General features: G+C 69.0%; 22 protein-coding genes. 11 read left to right on the top strand and 11 right to left on the bottom strand.

Translation table 11 applies throughout. The features are described from left to right. Nucleotides 1–129: 129 nt before the first annotated feature. Complete coding sequence (locus ACMGEZ_RS14280; protein ID WP_436822937.1) at nt 130–264, top strand: hypothetical protein; 135 nt, start codon at nt 130–132, stop codon at nt 262–264. A 273-nt stretch (nt 265–537) separates the two neighbouring features. Here ACMGEZ_RS14280 and ACMGEZ_RS14275 read toward each other — a convergent pair whose 3' ends face one another. Both ACMGEZ_RS14275 and ACMGEZ_RS14270 read right to left on the bottom strand, forming a co-directional pair. Beyond that, a complete protein-coding gene (locus ACMGEZ_RS14275) occupies nt 538–984 on the bottom strand; it encodes a VOC family protein (protein WP_436822936.1) in 447 nt (148 codons plus the stop codon). Nucleotides 985–1,037: 53 nt separating this feature from the next. Further along, nucleotides 1,038–1,445: a VOC family protein gene (locus ACMGEZ_RS14270; RefSeq protein ID WP_436822935.1), complete on the bottom strand. Its 408-nt coding sequence runs from the start codon at nt 1,443–1,445 to the stop codon at nt 1,038–1,040. 99 nt (nt 1,446–1,544) lie between these two features. Between ACMGEZ_RS14270 and ACMGEZ_RS14265 the strand changes: the two genes are divergently transcribed. After that, nucleotides 1,545–2,201 (top strand): TetR/AcrR family transcriptional regulator, encoded by a 657-nt coding sequence (locus ACMGEZ_RS14265; protein WP_436822934.1) that lies wholly within the window; start codon nt 1,545–1,547, stop codon nt 2,199–2,201. A 32-nt stretch (nt 2,202–2,233) separates the two neighbouring features. Beyond that, nucleotides 2,234–2,824, top strand: coding sequence for a DNA-3-methyladenine glycosylase (locus tag ACMGEZ_RS14260; protein WP_436822933.1), 591 nt, complete (start codon nt 2,234–2,236; stop codon nt 2,822–2,824). On the opposite strand, the gene ACMGEZ_RS14255 is transcribed toward ACMGEZ_RS14260, so the two are convergent. The 3 genes from ACMGEZ_RS14255 to ACMGEZ_RS14245 all read right to left on the bottom strand — a co-directional run bounded on the left by ACMGEZ_RS14255 (nt 2,812) and on the right by ACMGEZ_RS14245 (nt 10,604). After that, on the bottom strand, nt 2,812–8,019 hold the full coding sequence (locus tag ACMGEZ_RS14255) for a non-ribosomal peptide synthetase (RefSeq protein WP_436822932.1): 5,208 nt from the start codon (nt 8,017–8,019) through the stop codon (nt 2,812–2,814). The genes ACMGEZ_RS14260 and ACMGEZ_RS14255 overlap by 13 nt on opposite strands. 328 nt (nt 8,020–8,347) lie before the next feature. Continuing rightward, on the bottom strand, nt 8,348–9,325 hold the full coding sequence (locus ACMGEZ_RS14250; RefSeq protein ID WP_436822931.1) for a Bug family tripartite tricarboxylate transporter substrate binding protein: 978 nt from the start codon (nt 9,323–9,325) through the stop codon (nt 8,348–8,350). 40 nt (nt 9,326–9,365) lie between these two features. Beyond that, nucleotides 9,366–10,604: a pyridoxal-phosphate-dependent aminotransferase family protein gene (locus ACMGEZ_RS14245; protein WP_436822930.1), complete on the bottom strand. Its 1,239-nt coding sequence runs from the start codon at nt 10,602–10,604 to the stop codon at nt 9,366–9,368. A 123-nt stretch (nt 10,605–10,727) separates the two neighbouring features. Here ACMGEZ_RS14245 and ACMGEZ_RS14240 point away from each other — a divergent pair, with 123 nt between their 5' ends. Continuing rightward, nucleotides 10,728–11,426 carry a GntR family transcriptional regulator gene (locus ACMGEZ_RS14240; protein WP_436822929.1) on the top strand — a complete coding sequence of 233 codons (699 nt, stop codon included), beginning with the start codon at nt 10,728–10,730 and terminating at the stop codon, nt 11,424–11,426. Continuing rightward, nucleotides 11,426–14,470: an FAD-binding and (Fe-S)-binding domain-containing protein gene (locus ACMGEZ_RS14235; RefSeq protein WP_436822928.1), complete on the top strand. Its 3,045-nt coding sequence runs from the start codon at nt 11,426–11,428 to the stop codon at nt 14,468–14,470. The genes ACMGEZ_RS14240 and ACMGEZ_RS14235 overlap by 1 nt, the downstream gene beginning before the upstream one ends. A gap of 23 nt (nt 14,471–14,493) precedes the next feature. Here the strand turns inward: ACMGEZ_RS14235 and ACMGEZ_RS14230 are convergent, their stop codons facing one another. After that, nucleotides 14,494–14,931 carry a MarR family winged helix-turn-helix transcriptional regulator gene (locus ACMGEZ_RS14230; protein WP_436822927.1) on the bottom strand — a complete coding sequence of 146 codons (438 nt, stop codon included), beginning with the start codon at nt 14,929–14,931 and terminating at the stop codon, nt 14,494–14,496. Between the two features lie 273 nt (nt 14,932–15,204). Between ACMGEZ_RS14230 and ACMGEZ_RS14225 the strand changes: the two genes are divergently transcribed. The 4 genes from ACMGEZ_RS14225 (at nt 15,205) to ACMGEZ_RS14210 (ending at nt 18,260) form a co-directional block, all read left to right on the top strand. Continuing rightward, nucleotides 15,205–15,693 carry a tripartite tricarboxylate transporter TctB family protein gene (locus tag ACMGEZ_RS14225; RefSeq protein WP_436822926.1) on the top strand — a complete coding sequence of 163 codons (489 nt, stop codon included), beginning with the start codon at nt 15,205–15,207 and terminating at the stop codon, nt 15,691–15,693. Between the two features lie 13 nt (nt 15,694–15,706). Further along, nucleotides 15,707–17,221 (top strand): tripartite tricarboxylate transporter permease, encoded by a 1,515-nt coding sequence (locus tag ACMGEZ_RS14220; protein ID WP_436822925.1) that lies wholly within the window; start codon nt 15,707–15,709, stop codon nt 17,219–17,221. Between the two features lie 74 nt (nt 17,222–17,295). Beyond that, nucleotides 17,296–17,955, top strand: a complete 660-nt coding sequence (locus ACMGEZ_RS14215) for an NUDIX hydrolase (RefSeq protein ID WP_436822924.1) — start codon at nt 17,296–17,298, stop codon at nt 17,953–17,955. A 26-nt stretch (nt 17,956–17,981) separates the two neighbouring features. Further along, entirely contained in the window at nt 17,982–18,260 is a 279-nt protein-coding gene (locus ACMGEZ_RS14210; protein WP_436822923.1) for a WYL domain-containing protein, read from the top strand. Nucleotides 18,261–18,309: 49 nt separating this feature from the next. Here the strand turns inward: ACMGEZ_RS14210 and ACMGEZ_RS14205 are convergent, their stop codons facing one another. Beyond that, nucleotides 18,310–18,495 (bottom strand): CsbD family protein, encoded by a 186-nt coding sequence (locus tag ACMGEZ_RS14205; RefSeq protein ID WP_436822922.1) that lies wholly within the window; start codon nt 18,493–18,495, stop codon nt 18,310–18,312. Between the two features lie 319 nt (nt 18,496–18,814). Here ACMGEZ_RS14205 and ACMGEZ_RS14200 point away from each other — a divergent pair, with 319 nt between their 5' ends. Both ACMGEZ_RS14200 and ACMGEZ_RS14195 read left to right on the top strand, forming a co-directional pair. Further along, entirely contained in the window at nt 18,815–19,603 is a 789-nt protein-coding gene (locus ACMGEZ_RS14200) for a hypothetical protein (RefSeq protein ID WP_436822921.1), read from the top strand. A gap of 256 nt (nt 19,604–19,859) precedes the next feature. Then, nucleotides 19,860–20,126: a WGxxGxxG family protein gene (locus tag ACMGEZ_RS14195; RefSeq protein WP_436822920.1), complete on the top strand. Its 267-nt coding sequence runs from the start codon at nt 19,860–19,862 to the stop codon at nt 20,124–20,126. A 48-nt stretch (nt 20,127–20,174) separates the two neighbouring features. On the opposite strand, the gene ACMGEZ_RS14190 is transcribed toward ACMGEZ_RS14195, so the two are convergent. The 4 genes from ACMGEZ_RS14190 to ACMGEZ_RS14175 form a co-directional block, all read right to left on the bottom strand. Next, nucleotides 20,175–20,420: a hypothetical protein gene (locus ACMGEZ_RS14190; protein ID WP_436822919.1), complete on the bottom strand. Its 246-nt coding sequence runs from the start codon at nt 20,418–20,420 to the stop codon at nt 20,175–20,177. A gap of 65 nt (nt 20,421–20,485) precedes the next feature. Beyond that, entirely contained in the window at nt 20,486–21,133 is a 648-nt protein-coding gene (locus ACMGEZ_RS14185) for a dihydrofolate reductase family protein (RefSeq protein WP_436822918.1), read from the bottom strand. Nucleotides 21,134–21,381: 248 nt separating this feature from the next. Next, nucleotides 21,382–21,546, bottom strand: a complete 165-nt coding sequence (locus tag ACMGEZ_RS14180; protein ID WP_436822917.1) for a hypothetical protein — start codon at nt 21,544–21,546, stop codon at nt 21,382–21,384. An 88-nt stretch (nt 21,547–21,634) separates the two neighbouring features. Next, on the bottom strand, nt 21,635–22,543 hold the full coding sequence (locus ACMGEZ_RS14175; protein WP_436822916.1) for a Fe-Mn family superoxide dismutase: 909 nt from the start codon (nt 22,541–22,543) through the stop codon (nt 21,635–21,637). Between the last annotated feature and the right edge of the window lie 10 nt (nt 22,544–22,553).

The following is a 22,553-nucleotide window of genomic DNA, read 5'->3' as shown; positions in this document are numbered from 1 at the left end:
GGGGATTCACGCGTAGGATGGCATACAGGGAAAGGGAGCGCGCAGGATAGCGGCAATGCATGCCATCAACATGTCATACAAGTCCCTTAGCGTGGCGAAAGGGCACCCGTCGAGGGCACCCGCCACACCATGCAATCCTCCCTCCTCTGGCCTCCGAACCGTCATGCCTTCCGCGCGCTCGGCGGTGCCTTGGTGTGGGGCCTGATCGAATTCGTCGCCCTGGCGCGTTCTCGGCGCAGCGCGCGGCGCGCGGCCAGGACCTGAGGACGTTCAGTCTGCGAGGAACTTCGGCAGCTTGGCCAACAATCCGCTGGCCGCCAGTTCATCGCCATGTCGCCCGCGAAACTCATTTCAGAGACTGTCCATGGCCTGCGCGACCGCCTCATGGCAGGCCGCCTCCTCCCCGGGTGAGCTCTGCTCATCGATAGGAACGATGGGGAATGAGCTGGAGCACAGGACGGGCACGTTCGGCTCAGCTTGCTTCCTGCCTTGCCGGCGACGGACCCTTCGTCGCCGTTCGAACGTGCCCCGAAACGCTCAGCCCTTCGGCGCCTCGAACACGCCGACCATCCAGCTGACCCCGAAGCGGTCCTGCACCATGCCGAAGCAGGGCGAGAAGAAGGTCCGCCCGAGCGGCATCTGAACCTGGCCGCCCTCGCCGAGCGCCGCGAACTTGCGCTTGGCATCGGCCTCGTCCGCCACGGTCAGCGACAGCGAGAAGCCACGGAAGACGGGCGCCTCCTTGGCCATGCCGTCGGAGGCCATCAGCGTGGTGTCTCCGATCTTGAACTCGGCGTGCATCACGTTGTTCTCGGGAGGCGGACCGGACATCTCGGCGCCGCCGCACATCTCGGCGTTGTCCATCGGTTCGGGGCTGTCCTTGAAGCGCATCAGCATCGTCACCTCGGCGCCGAGCTTGGCGCGGTAGAACTCGAGCGCCTCTTCGCAGCGGCCTTCGAAGAACAGGTAGGACTGGACATGCATGGCAATCTCCTTTGGGAGTGGTGGGTGGGTGAGGGATTCGATTCGTGCGGCGCTCAGGCCTGCGGGAAGGCGCTCATGTCCATGTACGCGAGCTCCCACATGTGGCCGTCGAGGTCCTGGAAGCCGTGCTGGTACATGAAGCCATGGTCCTTCGCCTCGGTGGGCGTGCTGCCGCCGGCGGCCACGGCCTTGGCGACCTGGGCATCGATCTCGGCCCGGCTCTCGCAAGACAGGCACAGCAGCACCTCGGTGGTCTTCGAGGCGTCGGCGATGGCCTTGGGGGTGAAGGTCTTGAAGTAGCTTTCGACCAGGAGCATCGCGTAAATGTCTTCGCTGATCACCATGCAGGCGCCCTGCTCGTTGGTGAAGCGCGGGTCGAAGCTGTAGCCGAGCGCCCCGTAGAAGGCCTTGGACTTCTCGAGGTTCTTGACAGGGAGGTTCACGAAGATCTTGTTGCTCATGTCTGGCTTCCTTTGGGAAAAAACGCGTTGGTAGAGGGAAATTCCGTCGTTGTGTACAACGTCCACAAAACAATAGCAAAGATAATGGACGCTGTCCACATGAATAACGACCCGACGCTCCCCAGCCCCGTGCCCCCGGCACGCAGCACTTATCGCCACGGCGATCTGCGCCGGGCATTGCTGGAGGCGGGGGTCGAGCTGGCCCGGCAGGGCGGCCCGGAGGCGGTGGTGCTGCGCGAGGCCACCCGGCGTGCCGGCGTCGTGCCCAATGCGGCCTACCGGCACTTCACCAGCCGCCAGGCGCTGCTGCTGGCCGTGCGGGCCGCGGCCCTGTCGGCGGCGGCCGGCGCCATGGAGGCCGAGCTCGCCGCGGTGCCGCGCGAAGGCTCGCCCGCGGAGATCGCCCGCGCGAGCGTTCGCGCCATCGGCGCCGGCTACCTGCGTTTCGCCCAGGAGCAGACCGGCCTGTTCCGCACTGCCTTCGGCGCACCGGTGGAGTTGGAGGACCCTCCCAACGCCGCCAAGGGCGGCGCGAGCGGTCTCAACCCTTTCGAGCTGCTGGGCGCCTCGCTCGACCAGATGGTGGCGGCCGGGGTCCTGCCCCCCGAACGTCGTCCCGGCGCCGAGTTCCTGGCCTGGTCGGCGGTCCACGGCCTGGCGCTCCTGATCATCGATGGCCCGCTGCGCGGTGCGCCCCGCGAGCAGACCGACGAACTGGGCCGCAGGCTCCTGGAAATGGTGGAAAAGGGACTATGAGCCGCACGGCCGCTGCGAAGGCGAATGGCGCAGTGAAAGCACGCATCCCCGCCGACATCGATTTCCTCGCGCCCTCGCACGAGGTGGCACCGCAACTCATCGGCCTGGTGCTGCTGGTCGGCGGCGTCGGCGGCCGCATCGTCGAGACCGAGGCCTACGACCGCGAGGACCCGGCCTCGCACAGCTTCAGCGGGCCCACCCTGCGCAACGCTGCGATGTTCGGACCGCCCGGCCGGGCTTATGTCTATCGTTCCTACGGCATCCACTGGTGCCTCAACTTCGTTTGCCGCGAAGAAGGGCACGGCGCCGGGGTGCTGATCCGCGCGCTGGCGCCCACCACCGGGCTGGAGCGCATGCGCGCGCGGCGCGGCCTCGACGACATCCGCCTGCTGTGCGCCGGCCCCGGCCGGGTGGCGCAGGCGCTGGGCATCGACGGTGGGTTCAACGGCAAGCGGCTCGACCGGCCGCCCTTCGCGCTGCTCGCCGCCCCCGACGATCACCCGGCCGTGGTGGTCGAGGCCGGGCCGCGCATCGGCATCTCGAAGGCGGCCGACGTGCCCTGGCGCTTCGGCGAAAAGGGCTCGCCCTTCCTGAGCAAGCCCTTCAGAACTCAGCGCGCCTGAAGGTTCTCCTCGCGCGCGATCTGCTGCAGGCTCTCGTAGATGAGCCGGCGCGGCGCGACCTTCCAGCCCATCAGTGCTTCGATGGCCGCGACGGCCCGCATGGCCAGCAGCGAGTGCCCGCCCAGGTCGAAGAAGTTGTCGGTGCGGCCGATCTGCTCGACCCCCAGCAGTTCCGACCAGATGCCGGCGATGAGCTGCTCGCCGTGCGTGGCCGGCGCTACGTAGCTGCGGCCGTCGGCCAGGACGACGTCCATCACCGGCGCCGGCAGTGCAGCGCGGTTGACCTTGCCGTTGGGCAGCAGCGGCATCGCGTCCAGCGAGACGAAGTGCTGCGGGATCATGTAGTGCGGCAGCCGCGTGCGCAGGTGCTCGCGCAGCACCGGCGGCGCCGGCGGCACCGGGCCGCGCGAGACGAAGTAGGCCACCAGCCGCACGTCGTCCTCGCGCTCCGCGCGCGTCACCGCCACGCAGTGCGCCAGCTCGGGATGGTCGAGCAGCGCGGATTCGATCTCGCCCATCTCGACGCGGAAGCCGCGCAGCTTCACCTGGTGGTCGGCGCGGCCCATCAGCTCGAGCAGCCCATCGTGGCGCCAGCGGCCCAGGTCGCCGGTGCGGTAGAGGCGCGCACCGGGCTCCTCGCCGAAGGGGTCGGGCACGAAGCGCTCGGCCGTGAGCTCGTCACGGTGGTAGTAGCCGAGGGTGACGCCGGCGCCGCCGATGTAGAGCTCGCCCGGCACGCCGATCGGGCAGGCATGGCCGTGCTCGTCGAGCACCCAGACGGTGACGTTGTCGATCGGCCGCCCGATCGCGATCGCCTTGCGCGGCTCGACCACCTTCCACCCGGTGGCCCAGACCGTGCTCTCGGTGGGCCCGTAGATGTTCCAGAGCTCGGCCATGCGCGCCAGCAGCTGCTCGGCCAATATCGGCGGGAGCGACTCGCCGCCGATCAGTCCGCGGAAGCCCGGCGCCCCGGCCCAGCCAGTCTCGAGCAGCGCGCGCCAGGCCGAGGGCGTGGCCTGCAGCAGCGTGGCCCGATGCGTCTCGAGCAGTTTGCGCAACGCTGCCGGATCGTGCACCTGCTGCTGCGAGGCGATGATCACCTTCGCGCGCACCACCAGCGGCAGCAGCAGGTCCAGTACCGAAGGGTCGAAGGAAGGGCTGGTGATCGCCAGCACGCAGTCCTGCGCCGTCAGGCCCGGCGCCTTCACCATCCCGGCCAGGAAGTTGACCACCCCGCGGTGCGGCACCCGCACGCCCTTGGGCTGGCCGGTGGAGCCGGAGGTGTAGATCAGGTAGGCCTCGTCCAGCGGCGTGGCGTCGAGCGCGGTGTCGGGGGCCAGCGGCTCGTCCGGATGCCCGGCCGCCAGCTGCGCGTCGTCGACGGCCAGCATCGGGATCGCCAGCCCCTCGAGGATGCCGTGCGTGTCCTGCTGCGCGAGCACCGCGGCCAGGTCTGCATCGGCCGCCATGAAGCGCAGGCGATCTGCCGGGTAGTCCGGGTCGAGCGGCACGTAGGCCGCGCCCGCCTTCATCACCGCCAGTTGCGCGATCAGCATGTCGGGGCTGCGCGCAATGCACAGGCCGACGCGCCGGCCGCGCGCGATGCCGCGCACGCGCAGCGCGTGGGCCAGCCGGTTCGAGCGCGCCTCGAGCTCGCCGTAGCTCAGCGTGCCGCCGGCTGCGTCGATCACCGCCACGCGCTCGCGCACTTCCGGCGCGCCCAGGTCCAGGTAGTCGTGCACCAGCTGCCGTGCGGGCAGCGGCGAGCGCGCGCCGTTCCAGCCATGGCGCAGCAGGTTGAGCTGCGCCGGCGCGAGCATCTCGTGGGTCGAGATCCGGCGCTCGGGCTGCGCGAGCAGCCGCTCGACGAGCGCGAGGTAGTTCTCGAGCATGCGCGCGGCGGTGGCCTCGCTGTAGAGATCGCTCGCGTATTCGAGGTGGATGCGGTGCGAGAACTCGGTGTCGATGTGCATCGACAGGTCGAACTGCGCGGCCACGCGCTCGAAGTCGAACTCGTCCACCTCCAGCCCGAAGAGCTCCGGCTCGCCCACCGGCGCATTGAGCACGTTGAAGAGCACGCGTACCGGGCCTTCCGGGTGCAGCGTGCGGTCGTGCCCCAGCGCGTCGATCAGCTCGTCGAAGGGCGCGTCCTGGTGCGTGTAGGCCTCCAGCGCGTTGCGGCGCACGCGATGCACCAGCTGGGTGAAGCTGGGGTCGCCCCCGAGATCGGTGCGCATCACCAGCGTGTTGACCAGCGTCCCCACGAGCGGCTCGGCGGCGAAGCGGTGGCGGTTCGCGATCGGCGTGCCGATCGCGATGTCCTCGCTCTTCGCGTGGCGCGACAGCATCAGCACGAAGGCCGAGAGGTAAACCACGAAGGGCGTGACCGCCTCGCGCCCGCCGAAGTCGCGCATCGCCTCGCGCAGCCGCGGCGGCAGCCCGGCCGAGACGCGCGCGCCCCGGTGGCTGGCCTTGGCGGGCCGCGGAAAGTCGGTGGGCAGGTCCAGGTCGGGCAGGTCGCGCAGGCGCTCCAGCCAGTAGTCGAGGTGCGGCCGCCGCGCTTCCACCGCCGCCGGACTGCGCTGCCAGGCCGCGTAGTCGGCATAGCCGATCGCCGGCGGCGCCGACAGCGGCTCGCGCCCGGCCGCCAGCGCGCCATACGCGGCGAGGGCTTCGCGCATCAGCAGCGCCCCGGCCCAGTTGTCGGTGATCGCGTGGTGCAGCAGCCAGAACAGCACGTGCTCGCGCTCGCCCAAGCGGATCAGGGTCGGCCGGTGCAGCGGCGCCTGCGACAGGTCGAAAGGCTGCGCCGCGCGCTCGGCGAGCAGCACGCGCGCCTGCGCGTTGCGCTCGCGCTCGGGCAGCCGGCTGAGGTCGATCTGCTCGATCGGCACTGCGAGCGCGGGGAGGATCGCCTGCATCGGCTCGTGCTCGCCCATGACAAAGCAGGTGCGCAGGCCCTCGTGCCGCTGCACCATGGCGTCGAGCGCCTGCTGGCACAGCGCCGGATCGAAGGCGCCGCGCAGCCGTATGGCGATCGGCACGTTGTAGGCGGTCGATGCGGGGTCGAAATGCTGGATCACCCACATGCGCCGCTGCGAGAGCGAGGCCGGCAGCGGCGCGCCGCGCGGCACGGGCTCGATGCCGGCCGGTGCCGCCGCCCGGCTCTCCAGCGGCTCTTGCTCGGCCTTCGCCACGTGGGCCGCCATCGCGGCCACGCTGGCATGCTCGAACAGCTCGGCCAGCGGCAGCGCCACGCCGAAGCGCGCCGACAGCCGCGAGAGCACCTGCGTCATGCGCAGCGAATTGCCGCCGAGCTCGAAAAAGCTCTCGTGCACGCCGAAGGCGCGCGTGCCCAGCACTTCGCACCAGATGTCCCACACGGCCTGCTCGCGCTCGTCGCGCGGCAGCACGTAGCCCAGGCGCTCGCGGCGCTCGGCCTCTTCCGCGCGCTCGTCGTGCACGGGCTCGGTGCCGGCATCGATCGGCACCGCCAGCGGCAGCTCTCCGGCCAGGAAGGCCTCCCGGCAGCGGTGGCGTTGCACCTTGCCGCTGGAAGTGCGCGGCAATCCGCCCGCGCGCAGCAGGGCGATGGCATGCACCGGCAGGCCGTGTTCCACCGCGATCGCGCGGCGCACCGCGCGGAACACCGCTTCGACGTCGGCCTCGGCCTGCGCGCGCCGGTCCAGCTCCAGCGCCAGCACCACGCCCTCGCCGGCCGGCGTCTCCACGGCGAAGGCCGCGCCGAAACCCGGCCGCAGCGCGGGATGGGCGCGCTCCGCGGTCCACTCCAAGTCCTGCGGATAGTGGTTCTCGCCGTGGACGATGATCAGGTCCTTCAAGCGGCCGGTGACGAACAGCTCGCCCTGGTCGAGAAAGCCGAGGTCGCCGGTGCGCAGGAAGGGTCCGGTGCCGTCCGCCAGGTGACCGCCGAAGGTGGCCTCCGTGGCTTCGGGCTGCATCCAGTAGCCGCCGCCGACGCCGGGCGAGCGCACCCAGATCTCGCCGATGCAGCGATCGGCGCAGGCGTGCTGGTTCTCGTCGACGATGAGGATTTCCGTGTCCCGCATCGCCTGTCCGCAGCCGACCAGCCGTCGCCCCTGCGCCGCGCCTTCGGGCAGCGGGTCGAAGCGATGGGCCAGCAGGGCCCCGGCGTCCGCCGACACGATGCGCGGCGCCGCTTGCAGCGTGCTCGCGCTGACGCCCAGCACCGCCTCGGCCAGGCCGTAGGACGGCGCGAACACCCGCGCGGGCATGCCCGCCGCGCCGAACACGGCGAGCACGCGATCGACCGTATCGGCCTTGACCGGTTCGGCGCCGCAGTTGAGCGACACCAGGCTGTCCAGGCGTGCGCCGAGCGGCTTGTCGCCCAGCGCCTGCAGGCAGGCGACGAAGGCCGAGTCCGGCGCGCCCGTGTGCGTGATGCGATAGGTCTCGATGGCCTCGAGCCAGCGCAGCGGCCGGCGCAGGAAGGCCACTGGGGACATCAGGTAGCCGGCGGCACCCGCCACCACCGGCGCCAGCACGCCGAAGGCCAGGCCGTAGTCGTGGAAGTGCGGCAGCCAGCTGAGCCCGCGCGAATCGGCGCTCGCATCGGCTCCGGCGATCATCGCGCGCACGTTCGCCAGCACATTCAGGTGCGACAGGCGCACGCCGCGCGGCGCGGAGGTGGAGCCCGACGTGTACTGCAGGTAGGCCAGCGCCTGCGTATCGATCACCGGCGGAACGAAGTCCTGCGCAACGGCACCCAGCTGCGCCGCATCGGGCAGCGCGGTCCAGCGCGCCATGGCCAAGGTGGCGGGGTCCAGCGCGGTGGCCGCGGCGTCGAGCAGCTTCGCGCTGGTCAGCACCAGGGCCGCGCGAGAATCCGCGATCACGCTGCGCAGGCGCGGTGCGGCGTGATGCAGGCGGATCGGATCGGGCGCCGGTACCGGCACCGCCACCCGGCCGCTGAGCAGGCAGGCCCAGAACACCCGCACGAAATCCAGCCCCGGTGGAAAGGCCAGCAACACGCGGTCGCCAGGACGGGTCGCGGTCGCCAGCCAGGCGGCGATGTGGTGGACGTCGTCACGCAGCTGCGCATAGCTGAGCTGCTGTGCGAGGGACAGGTCCTCCGCCAGGAAACCGTAGGCCAGCTGCGTCGGCCGGCTCGCGCATTGCTCCTCGAAGACAAAGGCCAGGGTGTCTGGTGCCACGGTGTCTTGTGACGGTCCGGTGGCGGCGGGCGGCAAGCTTTCGAGCGACGGCGGATTGAACATGTAAGAGCGGGCCCCGGCGGTTGAGAGGTCACATCGTGGAAGGCGCAAAAAAGCCCGGCTTTTTTGCCATTATGTTGCGCCGCAGCAGGCCGGCCGTCTTCGGCACTTCGATGGCGGCTTTGTCTGACAAGACGGGACTTTGCGCAAGGGGGCGGCCACCGGTTGCGCGCCCCGGCTGGCGAGCACAGGGCAGCCGACGCGGCAGCCTGGAACGAGGCTGCCGGGGCTTTAGAAGAGTGCTGTTGCAGGCGCGAGCGCCGCGCGCTCAGGCGTCCACCTTCACCTTGCCGTCCCGCACCACCCGCCCCCACTTCTGGATCTCGGAGGCGATGAACTGCCGGAACTTCTCGCGCGAGCCGCCGCCGTCCTCGGCGCCGTAGGTGTCGAGCCGTTCCTGCACGTCGGGCATCGCCAGCACGGTGTTGACGTCGCGGTTGATCTTTTCAGCGATCGGCGTCGGCAGCTTGCCGGGCCCGGCCAGGCCGTACCAGGTGGTGGCCTCGAAGCCTTCGAAGCCCTGCTCCTGCATCGTCGGCACGGAAGGGTGGCCCTTGGCCCGTTTCAGCCGCGTCTGCGCCACCGCCGTCACCTTGCCGCTCTTCACATGCGGCGTGGCGGCGGTCATGGTCTCGAAGCTGTACTGGATCTGGTTGCCCATCAGGTCCGCGAGCAGCGGCCCGCTGCCCTTGTAGGGCACGTGCAGCGCATCGACCTTGGCCTGCAGCTTGAACATCTCGAGCGCCAGGTGCTGCGCAGAGCCGGCGCCGGCCGAGCCGAAGCTCACCTTGCCGGGCTCCGCGCCGCACAGCGCGACGATGTCCTTCACCGTCACTGCCCTCTGCGCCGGCCCCGCGATCAGCAGGTTGGGCGTCACGCCCACCAGCACGATCGGCACGAAGTCGCGCTCCACGCTGTAGCGCAGCTTGGGCTGCAGGGTGGGCGCCAGCGCATGGCTGTTGATGTGCGCCATCAGCAGTGTCGAGCCGTCGCTCGGCTGCGTCGACACGTACTCGGCCGCGAGCACCCCGGCCACGCCGCCCTTGTTCTCCACGATCACCGACTGGTTCCACATCGTCGTCAGCTTCTGCGCCACCACCCGCGCCAGCGCGTCGGTGCCCCCGCCCGGCGGAAAGCCCACCACGATGCGCACGGGGCCGTTGGGCCATTCCTGTGCGAACACGCGCGGCACGCCGAGGGTGGCCGCCGCAGCGCCTGCTGCCTGGATCAAGGAACGTCGTTGCATGGGTGGGTCTCCTGGTTGGTTCGGTTCCGGTGGCCTCGATTCAGGCCGCCTTCTTCAGCGCCGCCGGCACCGCATGGCTCGCGAAATGCTCCATCGCCGCCTGCACCCCGCTGCCCGCGAGCTTCACGCCGGTGAGCTTCAGCCCCATCTCCACGCCGGCCACCATCGCGACCAGCGTGAGGTCGTTGCTGTCGCCCAGGTGGCCCATGCGGAACATGCGGCCCTTGAGCTTGCCCAGCCCCGTGCCCAGCGAGAGATCGAAGCGCTCGTGGATCAGCCGCCGCAGCGCATCGGCGTCCACCCCTTCGGGCGTGATCACCCCGGTCAGCACCGGCGAATGCACGGCCGGGTCGGCGCACTGCGTCGGCAGGCCCCAGGCCTTTACCGCTGCGCGCACGCCTGCGCCCCAGCGCTGGTGGCGCGCAAACACCTGTGGCAGGCCTTCGCCCAGCAGCATGTCCAGCGATTCGCTCAGCCCGTAGAGCAGGTTGGTGTTGGGCGTGTAGGGCCAATAGCCGCCCTGGTTCATCTCCACGATCTCGTCCCACGCCCAGAAGGCCTTGGGCAGTTTCGCGGTCTTGCTGCGCTCCAGCGCCTTGGGCGACAGCGCGTTGAAGCTGATGCCCGGCGGCAGCATCAGGCCCTTCTGCGAGCCGCTGATGGTCACGTCCACGCCCCACTCGTCATGGCGGTAGTCGGCGCTCGCCAGGCCCGAAATGCTGTCCACCATCAAGAGGGCGGGGTGGCCGGCCGCGTCGATCGCGCGGCGCACTGCCGCGATGTCGGAGGTCACGCCGGTGGAGGTCTCGTTGTGCACCACGCACACCGCGCGGATCTTCTTGTCCGTGTCCTGGCGCAGCCGCGCCTCGATCAGGTCGGCCTGCACGCCGTGGCGCCAGCTGCGCGGCAGGCCGGTCTCGTCCACCCCCGGCAGGCTCAGGAACTCCGGCGCCAGGCCGAGGCGCAGCGCCATCTTCTGCCATAGCGAGGCGAAGTGGCCGGTCTCGTACATCAGCACCGCGTCGCCCGGGCTCATGACATTGGCCAGCGCGGCTTCCCAGGCGCCGGTGCCCGAGGCCGGGTAGATCACCACCGGGTGCCGGGTCTGGAAGATCTGGCGGATGCCCGCGAGCACCTTCAGGCCGAGCGCCCCGAACTCGGGCCCGCGGTGGTCGATGGTGGGCAGGCTCATCGCGCGCAGGATGCGGTCGGGCACCGGGCTGGGGCCGGGGATCTGCAGAAAATGGCGGCCGGTCGGATGAAGGTCGAGTTGCAGCATGGGCGATCCTTTCCTTTTTAGTTTTGCATGCAAAATGCATTGGACCATGATGGATTACCCTGAAACAACCCCGTTGAAGCGCGTAGGTTTTGCATTCAAAATGCACCGGGAGGAAAACAAGCCATGGCAGAAGTGATCGAGATCTCGCGGCTGGCGCTGCACGACCAGGTGGCGGCGCGGCTGCGCACCATGCTGGTCGAAGGCCAGATCGCCCCGGGCGCCAAGCTCAACGAGCGCGAGCTGTGCGAGCAGCTGCGCGTCTCGCGCACGCCCCTGCGCGAAGCCATCAAGCTGCTGGCGGCGGAGGGCCTGGTCGACCTGCTGCCCAACCGGGGCGCGGTGGCCGTCAAGCTGACCGAGGCCGACGTGGAAAACGCCTTCGAGCTGCTGGCCGCGCTCGAAGGCCTGTCGGGCGAGCTGGCGGCTCGCCGCATCACCGAGCCTGAACTGGCCGAGCTGCGCGCCCTGCACTACGAAATGATGGCCTGCTTCGCGCGCCGCGATCTCTCGGGCTACTACCGCATCAATGCGCGCATCCACACCGCCATCAACGAGGCCGCCAAGAACCCGGTGCTCACCAGCACCTACCGCGCGATCAATGCCCGCGTGCAGTCGCTGCGCTTTCGCACCAACCAGGACGAGGCCAAGTGGAAGCACGCGGTGGCCGAGCACGAACGCATGATCGAGGCGCTCGCCGCCCGCGACGCGGCGGCCATGCGCGAGGTGCTCGTCGAGCACCTCAACCGCAAGCGCGACACGGTGCTTGCGCTGCTGCGCGCCGGCCAGATCTATCCCACGGCAGCCCAGGCGGGCAAGCGCTGATGCGCATCGATCCCGCCAGCCACCTGCAGCCCGCCGGCACCGTGCTGCCGCCCAACGAGGTCTGCGCCCAGCTCGCGCGCCGCCTCGCGGCCGAGACCGAGGGCGAGGTGCTGTTCGACGATGCCTCGCGCGGCCGCTACGCCACCGACGCCTCCATCTACCAGATCATGCCGGTGGGCGTGCTCGTGCCGAAGACCGAGCGCGACGTTGCCACGGCCATCGACATCGCGCGCGACCTGCAGGTGCCGGTGCTGCCGCGCGGCGGCGGCACCAGCCAGTGCGGCCAGACCACCGGCGCAGCGCTGGTCATCGACAACAGCAAGCACCTGCGGCGCGTGCTCGAGCTCGACGTCGCCGAGCGCCGCGTCACCGTCGAGCCGGGCCTGGTGCTGGACCATCTCAACGCGCAGCTCAAGCCGCACGGCTTGTGGTTCCCGGTCGATGTCTCCACCAGCGCGCAGGCCACGCTGGGCGGCATGGCGGGCAACAACTCCTGCGGCTCGCGCTCCATCGCCTACGGCAACATGGTGCACAACGTGCTGGGCGCGAGCGCCTGGCTGTCGGATGGCGAGCTGGTGGATTTCGGCCCCGTCGCCACGCTCGGCGCGCGCGCCGCCGGCATTGCGCAGCATGTGCAGCAGCTGGCCCGGCAGCACCGCGCGGAGATTGCCGAGCGCTGGCCCAAGGTGATGCGGCGCGTCGCCGGCTACAACCTGGACATCTTCGACAACCAGAGCGAGCGGCCCTACACCGCCGACGGCAGCGTCAACCTCGCGCACCTGCTGGTCGGCGCCGAGGGCACGCTGGCCTACACCCGCAGCCTGACCCTGCAGCTTTCCGAGCTGCCGCGCGCCAAGGTGCTGGGCGTCGTCAACTTCGCGAGCTTCCACGCTGCGATGGATTCGGCCCAGCACATCGTGAAGCTGGGCCCCACCGCGGTCGAACTGGTCGACCGCACGATGATCGAGCTGAGCCTCGCCAACCCGGCCTTCAAGCCGACCATCGAGAAGGCGCTGATCGGCAAGCCGGCCGCCATCCTGCTGGTCGAGTTCTCGGGCGAGGACCGCGCCGCCCTGCTGCACCGGCTGCAGCAGCTGGCCGAGCTGATGGGCGACCTGGGCCTGCCCGACAGCGTGGTGCGCATGCCCGAGGAGGCCGCGCAGAAGAACCTGTGGGAGGTGCGCAAGGCCGGCCTCAACATCATGATGAGCCTCAAGGGCGACGGCAAGCCGGTCAGCTTCATCGAGGACTGCGCGGTGCCGCTCGAGCACCTGGCCGCCTATACCGACGGCCTGACGGAGGTGTTCGCCAGGCACGGCACGCGCGGCACCTGGTACGCCCACGCGTCCGTGGGCACGCTGCACGTGCGGCCCATCCTCGACATGCGCACCGACGGCGCCGCGAAGATGCGCGCCATCGCGGAAGAAGCCGGCGAGCTGGTGCGCAAGTACAAGGGCGCCTTCAGCGGCGAGCACGGCGACGGGCTGTGCCGCGGCGAGTGGATCGAGTGGCAGTTCGGCCCCGCCATCAACGAGGCCTTCCGCGCCATCAAGAACAAGCTCGACCCGATCGGTCTCTTCAACCCCGGCAAGATCATCGACCCGCCGAAGATGGACGATGGCGCCCTCTTCCGCTTCGCGCCCGGCTCCGCGCCACGGCCCTACCAGCGCATCCCCATCACCCCGGTGCTCGACTGGTCCGCCTGGAACGTGCAGGCCGATCCGGTGACCGAGGAGACCACCCCGCCCGGCTCCGGCGGCGACGTCACCGGCGGCTTCGCCAAGGCCGTCGAGATGTGCAACAACAACGGCCATTGCCGCAAGTTCGATGCCGGCACCATGTGCCCGAGCTACCGCGTGACGCGCGACGAGCAGCACCTTACACGCGGGCGGGCCAACACGCTGCGCCTCGCGCTCTCGGGCCAGCTCGGCCCCGACGCCTTCACCGGCGACGCCGTTCGCGACGCCATGGACCTGTGCGTCGGCTGCAAGGGCTGCAAGCGCGACTGCCCGACCGGGGTGGACATGGCGAAGATGAAGATCGAGTTCCTCGCCCACTACAAGAGGAAGCACGGCCACACGCTCGCCGATCGGCTGGTCGCCCGGCTGCCGGACTACCTGCATACCGCCAGCCGCATGCCCTGGCTCTTCAACCTGCGCAATCGCATGCCTGCCCTCGCCCGCCTCGGCGAGCGGCTGCTGGGGCTGTCGGCCAGGCGTTCGCTGCCGGCGTTCCGCGCCGACACCTTCTGGAGCGCCCGCGACGCGACGCTCTTCACCAGCCGCGACATGGTCATCGCCGCCGCCTGCAGCGGTCGCAAGGCCGCGGTGCTCTTCGTCGACACCTTCAATGGCGGCTTCGAAAGCGAGAACGCCTGGGCCGCCGCGCGCGTGCTCAAGGCCGCGGGCTACCTGCTGCATACGGTCGAGAAGCACAGCGGCCACCATTGCTGCGGCCGCACCTACCTCGCCAACGGCATGGTGGACGAGGCCAGGGCGCGTGCCGGTGCCCTGGTCGACGCGCTGCTGCCCCTGGCCCAAGAGGGCGTCCCCATCGTCGGGCTGGAGCCCTCCTGCCTGCTGACCTTGCGCGACGAGACCCTGGCCATGGGCCTGGGCGACAAGGCGCAGACCGTCGCGGACCAGGCGCTGCTGTTCGAGGAATTCATCGCGCGCGAAATGCGCGAGGGCCGCTTCAAGCTCGGCTTCAAGCCCGCCGGCAAGCCCATCCTGCTGCACGGCCACTGCCACCAGAAGGCTTTCGGCGCGGTCAGCCCCATCCTCGAGGTGCTGAAGCTCATCCCCGATGCGAAGCCCGAGCTCATCGAGAGCTCCTGCTGCGGCATGGCCGGCAGCTTCGGCTACGAGGCTTCGCACTACGACGTGTCGATGCGCATGGCCGAGGCCGCCCTGCTGCCCGCGGTGCGCAGCCGGCCCGATGCGATCGTGCTGGCCGACGGCACCAGCTGCCGCCACCAGATCGCCGACGGCGCGCAGCGCGAGGCGGTGCACGTGGCGCGGCTGCTGGAGTCGCTGATCGCCTGAGCGGGCCGGCGCGAAGGCGCTTGCTAGGCGTCGCCATCGTCGATCTCGCCGCCGATCTCGTTCGCCAGCCGTACTGCCTCGGCCAGGTGCGACAGCTCCAGCGCGTGCTGCCGCGCGAGCCTTGCCAGCAACTTGCGCCCCTTGGGCAGCAGGTGCACCTCGACCAGGCGCCGGTCGACGGTGCTGGGCTGGCGCCTGACCAGGCCCGCTTCCTCGCAGCGCGACACCAGTGCCACCACCCCATGCGGCTGCGCCTGCAGGCGCTCGGCGATCTCGCTGATCGAGGCCCATTCGCGGCCCGGGAAGCCTTGCGTGTGCAGCAGCACCTGGTATTGCTGCACGGTGATGCCGGCCTCGCGCGCCGCGTCCTCGCTGAATCGCATGAAGCTGCGCAGCCGGTGCCTGAATGCCGACAGCGCCTCCAGGCGCAGCTTCGACGCGCTCTGCTCGTTATTGGACATGTTGTTCTCTACCCGCTGGAAGTCCCGCAATGTAGCAAGGCGCCTCGCCTCGTGCCGGCGTGGCACGACCGCCGGGCCAGGGTAATTACTCATGATGTGAGGTAAAAAGCCTCATACCATGAGGTAAATCGATCGCGGCGCCGTGACGGGCCTGCATTCGCATGCAGGACGGGCGTCGCCCCTGCCCGCGCGGCTTCGCGCTGCGCATGCCGACCGGCTTTCGCCGGGACGGTGGTCGTTTCCTCCTTTTCCCGATCCTTCGAAAGTGCATTCATGAAAATCAGGAGCCAAAGAGACTTCTTCGCCGGGTTGATGTTCGCCGTCGTCGGCGCCGCGTTCGCGATCGGCGCCACCAACTACAGCATCGGCACCGGCGCGCGCATGGGCCCAGGCTACTTTCCGCTCATGCTCGGCGTGCTGCTGGCCGTGCTGGGCCTCGGCGTCGTCCTCGGCGCCATGACCATCGACACCCCGGACGGCGAGCCCGTCGGCCGCATCGCCTGGAGGCCGCTGCTGCTCATCATCGGCGCCAACCTGGTCTTCGGCATCCTGCTGGGCGGCCTGCCCAGCATCGGCCTGCCGGCCATGGGGCTGATCGTCGCAATCTACGCCCTGGTCGTCGTCGCGAGCCTCGCGGGCTCCACCTTCCACATGAAGTCGGCGCTGATCCTCGCCACCGTACTGGCCATCGGCAGCTATCTCACCTTCATCCTCGGCCTGAGCCTGCAGTTCCAGGTCTGGCCCACCTTCATCACCGGCTGAGGAACGCATCGCCATGGAGCTTCTCGACAACCTCGCGCTCGGCTTCAGCCACGCCGTCTCGCTGCAGAACCTCGTCTACGCCTTCGTCGGCTGCCTGCTGGGCACGCTGATCGGTGTGCTGCCCGGCATCGGGCCCGTGCCCACCATCGCGATGCTGCTGCCGGTCACCTACGCGCTGCCGCCGGTGGCCGCGCTCATCATGCTGGCGGGCATCTACTACGGCTCGCAGTACGGCGGCTCCACCACCGCCATCCTGGTCAACCTGCCGGGCGAGTCATCGTCCGTCGTGACAGTGATCGACGGGCACCAGATGGCCAAGCGCGGCCGGGCGGGCGCAGCACTCGCGACCGCCGGCCTGGGCTCGTTCTTCGCGGGCAGCGTGGCCACACTGGTGCTCGCGGCCTTCGCGCCGCCGCTGACCGAGCTGGCCTTCAAGTTCGGCCCGGCCGAGTATTTCTCGCTGATGGTGCTGGGCCTGATCGGCGCCGTGGTGCTGGCGTCGGGCTCGCTGCTCAAGGCCATCTGCATGATCATCCTCGGCCTGCTGCTGGGCCTGGTCGGCACCGACGTGAACTCGGGCGTCGCGCGCTACAGCTTCGACATTCCGGAGCTGACCGACGGCATCAGCTTCATCGCCATCGCGATGGGCGTGTTCGGCTACGGCGAGATCATCGCCAACCTGTCGAAGCCCGACCACGAGCGGCAGATCTACACCGCCGAAGTGCACGGGCTGTGGCCCACCCGCGAGGACTTCAGGCGCATCGTGCCTGCGGCGCTGCGCGGCACCGCGCTGGGCTGCTCGCTCGGCATCCTGCCCGGCGGCGGGTCGCTGCTGTCGGCCTTCGCCTCCTACACGCTCGAGAAGAAGCTCAAGCTGGGCGCCAACGAGGTGCCGTTCGGCCAGGGCAACATTCGCGGCGTTGCCGGGCCCGAATCGGCCAACAACGCCGGCGCGCAGACCTCCTTCATCCCGCTGCTCACGCTCGGCATTCCCGGCAACCCGGTGATGGCGCTGATGGTGGGTGCGATGACCATCCACAACATCCAGCCCGGCCCGCAGGTGATGACCAGCAACCCCGAGCTCTTCTGGGGCCTCATCGCCTCGATGTGGATCGGCAACCTGATGCTCGTGGTGCTGAACCTGCCGCTGATCGGCATCTGGATCAAGTTCCTCTCCATCCCCTACCGCTGGCTCTTCCCGGCCATCGTGCTGTTCTGCGCGATCGGCGTGTACTCGACCAACAACAACACCTTCGACGTCTGGATGGTGGGCCTGTTCGGCATCGTCGGCTATGCCTTCCACAAGCTGGGCTGCGAGCCGGCGCCGCTGCTGCTGGGACTGATCCTCGGGCCGATGATGGAAGAAAACCTGCGGCGCGCGCTCCTGCTGTCGCGCGGCTCGTGGGAGGTGCTGGTGACGCGGCCGATCTCGGCCGGCCTGCTGGTCGCCGCGGGGCTGATGCTGGTGATCGTGCTGATGCCGGCGGTCAGGTCCAAGCGCGAGGAAGCCTTCGTCGAGGAAGGCTGACGGTTTGATGGTCTTGCTCCCTCCCGCCCCGGGGAGGGCTGGGGTGGGGGCACGAGCGCGCAGATAATCTTCCGATGCGGCTCGACGACACCTTGCGCACCTCGATTGCCGAGCGCCTTCGCCGCTTCGAGCTGCAGGCGCTGCACGCGCCCGGTTCGCGGCGCGCGGCCGTGGCGCTGGCGATCGTCGAGGAAGGCTTCGGCGCCGCGCTGCCCGGCATGCCGGCGCCGGCCGCGTGGAGCGACCAGGCCGCCATGCTCCTCACCCGGCGCCCCTCGCACATGCGCAACCACGCAAGCCAGTGGGCGTTGCCCGGCGGGAGCATCGACGGCGACGAAACGCCGGAACAGGCGGCATTGCGCGAGCTGCATGAAGAAGTCGGCCTGCAGCTCGACGAGCCAGCGGTCCTCGGCCGCCTCGACGACTTCGTCACGCGCTCCGGCTTCGCCATCACGCCTGTCGTCGTCTGGGCCGGCGCCGCACGCGAGCTGGTAGCCAGCGAAGCCGAGGTGGCGAGCATTCACCGCATCCCCGTCGCCGAGTTCATGCGCGCCGATGCGCCGCTGCTCGACGCCATCGACGACAGCGTGCATCCGGTGCTGCGCATGCCGGTGGGCGACACCTGGATCGCGGCGCCGACCGCGGCCTTCCTCTACCAGTTCCGCGAGCTGTGCATCGCCGGGCGCGTCACCCGCGTCGCGCATTTCGAGCAACCCGTGTTCGCGCGCAGGTAGCCGAGAACACCCCGAGGTCGACGACCATGAACCCCGTGATCGCCCGATCGATTGCCGAGAAGCGGAGGCTGCGCTTCTCCTACCACGGCCGCACCCGCCTGGTCGAGCCGCAGTGCTACGGCGTGGGCCACAAGGGGACCGAACTGCTCCGCGTCCACCAGATCCAGGGCGGCACCCAGCGCGAGCCCTTGTTCGATGTCTCGAAGATCGGGGACCTGGTCCTGCTCGACGAGGTCTTCACCCGGCCGGGGCCCAATTACAAGCGCGACGATTCCGCGATGAAGACCATCTACTGCCAGTTGTAGAAGGCGGCCGCCCCGAACTCCTCTCGGCCTGCGGACGCCCCGCCTGCATTCAGGGCTTTTTCGTGATGGTCTTGGCTGCTTCCTTCACGTCGCCGACCTTCTTCTGGACAGCCCCGCCAGCCTTGTCGGCGGCGCCTTCGCTCTGCAGCCTTTCATTGCCGGTTGCCTTGCCGACCGTCTGCTTCACGCTTCCCTTGGCTTTCTCGAGGCCGCCTTTGACTTGATCCTTGTTCATCTCAGTTCCCCTTGAAGGTGTCGCCGCGGGTGCTGCTGCACCCCCGTGCCACTGCCATCTGGCAGCAGGCGATATGTCAACCCCCGCCAGTGCACGGAGCGAACTACTTCGCCTCGTCTTGGTGTAGTACACGCCTGACTTCTCGCCGGATTACCCGTTGCGCCGGCCTCGGCCGTCTCGTGCGTGCCCGCGCAACCTGCCGCGCGGCAGCTCATCTGCAGCGCGCCCTTTGCCTACACCCACGCGCGGTGGCCTCTTCGGCCACGCGGTGGTCTGGCGGCAAGACTGCGCCTTCATTATTCAACCCGAGGAGCAAACCATGAACACAGCCACCTATGACAACCGGCCTGGACGCGACGCGACCATGCGCACGGAACCCGAGCTCTCGCGCCCAATGGGCTGGCGCCGCGTGTCATGGGGCGCGATCGTTGCGGGTGTCGTCATCGCGATGACGCTTCAGCTGCTTCTGAGCCTGCTGGGCGCAAGCCTCGGCCTGAGCACCATTGACCCGATGAAATACAGCAGTCCCGATCCGGCTACGTTCGGGCTGGCGGCCGGTGTCTGGTGGGTTGTCAGCAGCGCATTGGCGTTGTTTGCAGGCGGCTGGGTAGCCGCCCATCTTGCCGGCGCGCCCGATAAGACCGACGCCTCGCTGCACGGGCTGCTCACCTGGGGCCTCGCGACCATCGTGACCGCCTACCTCCTGACCTCTCTGCTCGGCGCTGCGCTCGCAGGCGGAGGCAAGCTGCTGGGAACGGCCGCTACCGCAGGTGCCGGCGCTTCCGCGCCCGTGGCGGATGCAGTGCGGCGCCAGATTCCTTCGGACGTCTCGATCGACAACCTGAAGAACCAGGCCCAGCAGCGACTTGCCCAGGGAGCGAGCCCGGGTGCGGCACCGGCCAATCCTTCCGCACCGCCCACGGAAGAGCAGAAGGCGCAAGCCGAAGCCAAGGCGCGCCAAGTGGCCGACGAGGCCGCGAAGCGCGGAGCCCAGGCCGCGCTCGCTTTGCTGCTCGCGATGGTGGTCGGCGCGATCGCCGCGACCTTCGGTGGTTCGCTCGCTGGTCGCCGCTACTGGGTGACGACCGACGGCGCGGTGCGTCGATGAGTTTGCGTCAGCGGCGACCCCGCACTGCACGGCCGCCAACCACACTGCAAGTGTGAGTGAGTCGGCTCTGGCGGACCTCGCGCTCTACCGAGCTCATCAATGCACCCTCTCGCCGCTCAACGCGATTTTCGTCGCCCGAGCGGCGCTACGTCCGACATTGCATGGAGCCCATGAAATCGATCTTTGATCTTGTGCCGGCTGCGGCACGACGAGGCTTACGCCCTCGAGCTCTTCCATATTCCTAAAGGAGAATGTCATGACGACTCACCGCACCGCCGCTTTGGCCTTGGTCCTCGGGCTCGCATGTGCCGTTCCTGCGGTTTCGCAGACCACCGGGGGAACCGGAAGCACAAGTGCTCCAACTACGACCACGTCGACGACCGCCCCGATCGGCGGCGACAGGGATCGAGATTGGGATTGGGGCTGGCTGGGCCTGCTCGGCCTGATAGGACTCGCCGGGCTTCGCCGTCCTCGGGACACGACGCTGGGAGGCACCGGCACCACGCGGACAGGGACCAGATAGCAAGCCTGCGCGCCGGTCGCGCTGCAGCTCTTTGCCAGCTGGACAGAGCTACGTGCGCTGGTACATCGCCCACTTCAAGGTCAAGAGGTCAGCCGCGATCTTGGCGGCGTTGACCCCGGCATACGCTTCGGAAGGATCGAACTCGAATGCCTCTTGATACCGGACGATTTCCGCGTAGTCCTTGTCGAAGACCATCGGACCCGTGAGCTCGGCCGGATCGGTCCCGGCCGGGAGTGCCAGAAATTTACTGGGATTGGTGGCACTCTGGTAGAGGTCGACGCTCAACAGGTTCATACATCAGTCCTCGATAGTCCGGCGAATAATTGCCTGCATCCGCGCCGGGCGCAATCGGCGCCGGCCTACACGGCGTTTTTCACGAATCTCAGGTGAATCACGTTCGGCGCCGGGACCGTGTTCACCAAGGCGAGCGCATGCAGGGCTTCGACGCCGTCGAACAAGCGCTCGCCCCCTCCGAGCAAGATCGGAACAAGGTGCAGCTGCATCTCGTCGACCAGGCCAGCCTTCAGGTATTGCTGCGCAGCGCGCGCGCCGCCCGCGAGCGCGACGTCCTTCCCGCCCGCCGCGCGCCGGGCCTTATCCAGCGCACTCTCGATCCCGTCGGTCACGAAGGTAAAGCTGGTGCCTCCCTCCATGATCAAGGGGTCGCGCGCGTGGTGCGTCAGCACGAACACCGGGTGATGAAACGGCGGGTTGCGGCCCCACCAGCCGTTCCACGGATCCGTCGTGTTCCACGGACCGGGACCGCCACCGTACATGTTGCGGCCCATGATGGTCGCGCCGACGTTGGCAAGCTCTTCCTCCATCACCGGCGTGCTCTCGTTCACCACGCCGCCCTCCATGCCATGCGGACGCCGCCAGGCCTCTACCGGGAACACCCACTCGTGCAATTGTTCCCCGCCAATGCCGAGTGGCTCCTGCAAACTTTGATTCGGGCCGGCGACGAACCCGTCCAGCGACATCGAGATCCTGAATCGAAGCCTTGACATGCTGTTCACCTGTTGATGCGAGGCAACGAGTCTAGGAGCCGCGGATGCGTGCGGCAATGACAATGAAACCGCGGTTCCTGCCTTGGGTGGAGATCTGGTTCTTGCCCAAGGGCCACGTCGGCAACGCGTACCCGTTCTCTCCCCGACGTAATGGGAAGCAGACCCGGAGGTAATGCGACAGCCCCAGCCGCATTGAACCGACGGACGCCAGACGAGCCAAGCTATCGGCACGACGATACATCGTCCGTTCAGTCGAGCGTCACGACCGCGACGTAGAGCTCCACCGCCAGCCAGCCGACCAATGCCGCAGCGCCGATGGCCAGGAGCACCGAAGCGGTTGCGCGCCCGGTACCAAGAGACGCCTTGCTCGCCATCGAGCGGCCAGGCGCCCAATGACCTGAAAGTCGCTTCATGAAACGATTGTCGATCGCTCGCTGCGCAACGCAAAAGGCACGCTGCACGCAGGGTCTGGCCAGCGGCCTCGGCGGGTAGAGGCCCGTCCTACTCCTTCGCGAGAAGCGGAACGCCAGCGGTCCTGCACGCTTCGATGCCGCCCGCGACAAAGCGCGCATCGAAGCCTCGTGCGCGCAATGCGAGTGCGGTAGACCGCCCGATGTCCAGACCGTGCGCGCAGTACACGAGGACCGGCTTGCTGCAATCGAGTTCGCTGCTCCAGGACCTCAGGCGGGCGGGGTCGCGCCAGTCGGCGCCGGCCACCTTGTCGCCGGCCACGAAGAAAGTGGATGCGCGCCGCACATCGATCAGCTGGTCCGCGGCAGCCGCGGCCGCCAGGTCTTCAGCCCAGGCGACGGCGTCTGCAGCGACCGCTGCGCCGTACCGTTCGTGGACGGCCTCCCACCGGATGTTCTTGATGAACGCATCGACATAGGCGCCAGCCTTCGAGCCGAAGTCCATGTGGTACGCATGCTCGTACATGTCGAGCGCCAGGACCGGCGTAGCCCCGGCCAGCAAGTGTGCATGGTCTGCAGCCCAGTGATTCACCAGACGGCCCTCGCGCGTGGACCACGACAGCAGCGCCCAGCCGGATCCGCCGCCCATCGCCTTGGCCAGCGCCATGAACTCGGCGTGCCAGCGGTCCACCGAGCCGAAGTCGCGCTCCAGCGCGATCGACAAGCCGCCGTCCGGCAGCACGCCGTCGCCACCCAGGTTGTCGAAGTACAGCTCGTGCAGCCAGGCTGAATTGAAGGCGATCAGTTCCTCTCGCTTGAGCCCGTTGACAACGAACACCGGCGTATGGGCCCAGTCCAGCTGGGACAGTTGCTGGCGGATCGCGTTCAGCCGCTTCACCGCGCCGGCGTAGTTGTTCTCGTGGTGGCTCGCCACCAGCCGCTCGGACAGCCCGTCGAGGCGGGACACGTCGACGGCCAAGGGACGCAGTTGCAGATCCATGGGACCTCCT

The sequence above is a fragment of the Variovorax stachyos genome, assembly GCF_051400855.1.
Lineage (GTDB): Bacteria > Pseudomonadota > Gammaproteobacteria > Burkholderiales > Burkholderiaceae_C > Variovorax.
Note: the sequence above shows the minus strand (reverse complement) of the source record. Positions and strands in the feature narration are given on the sequence as shown.

Bases quoted from the DNA above. Each gene is read 5' to 3' on its own strand.
- ACMGEZ_RS14200 (WP_436822921.1), top strand. From the start codon at position 18,815: ATGAACACAGCCACCTATGACAACCGGCCTGGACGCGACGCGACCATG.
- ACMGEZ_RS14250 (WP_436822931.1), bottom strand. From the start codon at position 9,325: ATGCAACGACGTTCCTTGATCCAGGCAGCAGGCGCTGCGGCGGCCACC.
- ACMGEZ_RS14280 (WP_436822937.1), top strand. From the start codon at position 130: ATGCAATCCTCCCTCCTCTGGCCTCCGAACCGTCATGCCTTCCGCGCG.
- ACMGEZ_RS14235 (WP_436822928.1), top strand. From the start codon at position 11,426: ATGCGCATCGATCCCGCCAGCCACCTGCAGCCCGCCGGCACCGTGCTG.
- ACMGEZ_RS14180 (WP_436822917.1), bottom strand. From the start codon at position 21,546: ATGAAGCGACTTTCAGGTCATTGGGCGCCTGGCCGCTCGATGGCGAGC.
- ACMGEZ_RS14275 (WP_436822936.1), bottom strand. From the start codon at position 984: ATGCATGTCCAGTCCTACCTGTTCTTCGAAGGCCGCTGCGAAGAGGCG.
- ACMGEZ_RS14230 (WP_436822927.1), bottom strand. From the start codon at position 14,931: ATGTCCAATAACGAGCAGAGCGCGTCGAAGCTGCGCCTGGAGGCGCTG.
- ACMGEZ_RS14245 (WP_436822930.1), bottom strand. From the start codon at position 10,604: ATGCTGCAACTCGACCTTCATCCGACCGGCCGCCATTTTCTGCAGATC.
- ACMGEZ_RS14190 (WP_436822919.1), bottom strand. From the start codon at position 20,420: ATGAACCTGTTGAGCGTCGACCTCTACCAGAGTGCCACCAATCCCAGT.
- ACMGEZ_RS14205 (WP_436822922.1), bottom strand. From the start codon at position 18,495: ATGAACAAGGATCAAGTCAAAGGCGGCCTCGAGAAAGCCAAGGGAAGC.
- ACMGEZ_RS14210 (WP_436822923.1), top strand. From the start codon at position 17,982: ATGAACCCCGTGATCGCCCGATCGATTGCCGAGAAGCGGAGGCTGCGC.
- ACMGEZ_RS14185 (WP_436822918.1), bottom strand. From the start codon at position 21,133: ATGTCAAGGCTTCGATTCAGGATCTCGATGTCGCTGGACGGGTTCGTC.
- ACMGEZ_RS14265 (WP_436822934.1), top strand. From the start codon at position 1,545: ATGAATAACGACCCGACGCTCCCCAGCCCCGTGCCCCCGGCACGCAGC.
- ACMGEZ_RS14240 (WP_436822929.1), top strand. From the start codon at position 10,728: ATGGCAGAAGTGATCGAGATCTCGCGGCTGGCGCTGCACGACCAGGTG.
- ACMGEZ_RS14270 (WP_436822935.1), bottom strand. From the start codon at position 1,445: ATGAGCAACAAGATCTTCGTGAACCTCCCTGTCAAGAACCTCGAGAAG.
- ACMGEZ_RS14220 (WP_436822925.1), top strand. From the start codon at position 15,707: ATGGAGCTTCTCGACAACCTCGCGCTCGGCTTCAGCCACGCCGTCTCG.
- ACMGEZ_RS14195 (WP_436822920.1), top strand. From the start codon at position 19,860: ATGACGACTCACCGCACCGCCGCTTTGGCCTTGGTCCTCGGGCTCGCA.
- ACMGEZ_RS14215 (WP_436822924.1), top strand. From the start codon at position 17,296: ATGCGGCTCGACGACACCTTGCGCACCTCGATTGCCGAGCGCCTTCGC.
- ACMGEZ_RS14225 (WP_436822926.1), top strand. From the start codon at position 15,205: ATGAAAATCAGGAGCCAAAGAGACTTCTTCGCCGGGTTGATGTTCGCC.
- ACMGEZ_RS14175 (WP_436822916.1), bottom strand. From the start codon at position 22,543: ATGGATCTGCAACTGCGTCCCTTGGCCGTCGACGTGTCCCGCCTCGAC.